General features: G+C 41.9%; 1 protein-coding gene. It reads left to right on the forward strand.

What is annotated here, in order from left to right:
- Positions 1 to 419: 419 nt before the first annotated feature.
- The coding region (locus A3750_RS00840) for a hypothetical protein (protein WP_197474773.1) at positions 420 to 719 on the forward strand (300 nt) is incomplete at its 3' end.

Below are 719 nucleotides of genomic sequence, written 5' to 3' on the forward strand. Positions count from 1 at the left end.
TTTAATAGAAGCAAAGAAAAAAACAAATTGTTCCATTTTGCGGGGAATTTTTATGTTGACTCCCCGCAACTCGTGTGAATAATTAAATTCCATTGAGCGAGGAATAATTTGTTTTATTTAAGGCAGGAGGCTTCACAAGATGAAGACAACCATCACACAGCATGCATCCCAAAGGATGTCTCAACGAGGGATCAGTCTCGAAGTTTTAGAGCTGATTTCACTTTTTGGCATTGAGTACACGCAACACGGCCACGCCGCTATCTCGTTCATAGATAAAAAAGGACTGAGAGAACTTAAAAACTTACGACACGAAATAGATAAGCTGCTGAAGTCCAATCCTATCGTAAAAGTTAGCAGCACTAAAAACGACAGAGTGATCACTACCTATCATCAGTCACATAACAAGAAGGTACGCCATAATGGATAAACTGAAAGACCAACAGATCTTAGCGTTGATTCAATCCTATCACGCAAACCCTTGGGCAGATAACTTAAAAGTCCTAGACTCAAGCCGATATCAAAGCTTTTACGCGCCGATGGATCATATAAATCCTGAAGCGAGAATCGTTTTAGTGGGCATTACACCGGGCATCACTCAAGCCAAGAACGCATATGAAGCTGCGCAATCCTCTCTTAACGAAGGCGCCAGCCTCAAAGAAGCACTTGAAACGGCAAAGCTGACTGCATCGTTCAGCGGAACAATGCGAAAAAACCTTATT

It is taken from the genome of Oleiphilus sp. HI0079, assembly GCF_001635105.1.